At 29.5% G+C, this 247-nt stretch carries 1 protein-coding gene and 1 pseudogene (1 of these 2 running past the window's edge); both read right to left on the minus strand.

The genetic code is table 11. The features are described 5' to 3' along the window. On the minus strand, positions 1 to 118 hold part of the coding region annotated (locus LUA84_RS01285) for a M1 family aminopeptidase (protein ID WP_256443482.1) (this coding region is incomplete at its 3' end). 185 nt of the annotated region lie to the left of the window's left edge; 118 of 303 annotated nt are visible. After that, positions 75 to 185 (minus strand): annotated as a pseudogene (locus tag LUA84_RS05070) (M1 family aminopeptidase); the annotation flags it as partial. The pseudogene LUA84_RS05070 and the gene LUA84_RS01285, both read right to left, overlap by 44 nt. Positions 186 to 247 lie beyond the last annotated feature (62 nt).

Raw genomic sequence — 247 nt, forward strand, 5'->3', positions numbered from 1 at the left:
AATCTTCAAATTTTGNNNCATATGTATCAACAGCATACATATAATTTGATCCAATATTATTTTCATTTAATAATTCATCCATAGCTGTTATATGCCATATATGTGGCAAAACATTCATTAAGCCAAAGATCATCCCACCATTTCATAGTCACCAAGTTTCCAAACCATTGGTGCCATAACTCATGTGCTACAACTNNNTATTTCTAAATTTCTGTCCATATGAATAATAATCCTCTTTATATAATAG

The organism is Candidatus Nanopusillus massiliensis (assembly GCF_920984865.1).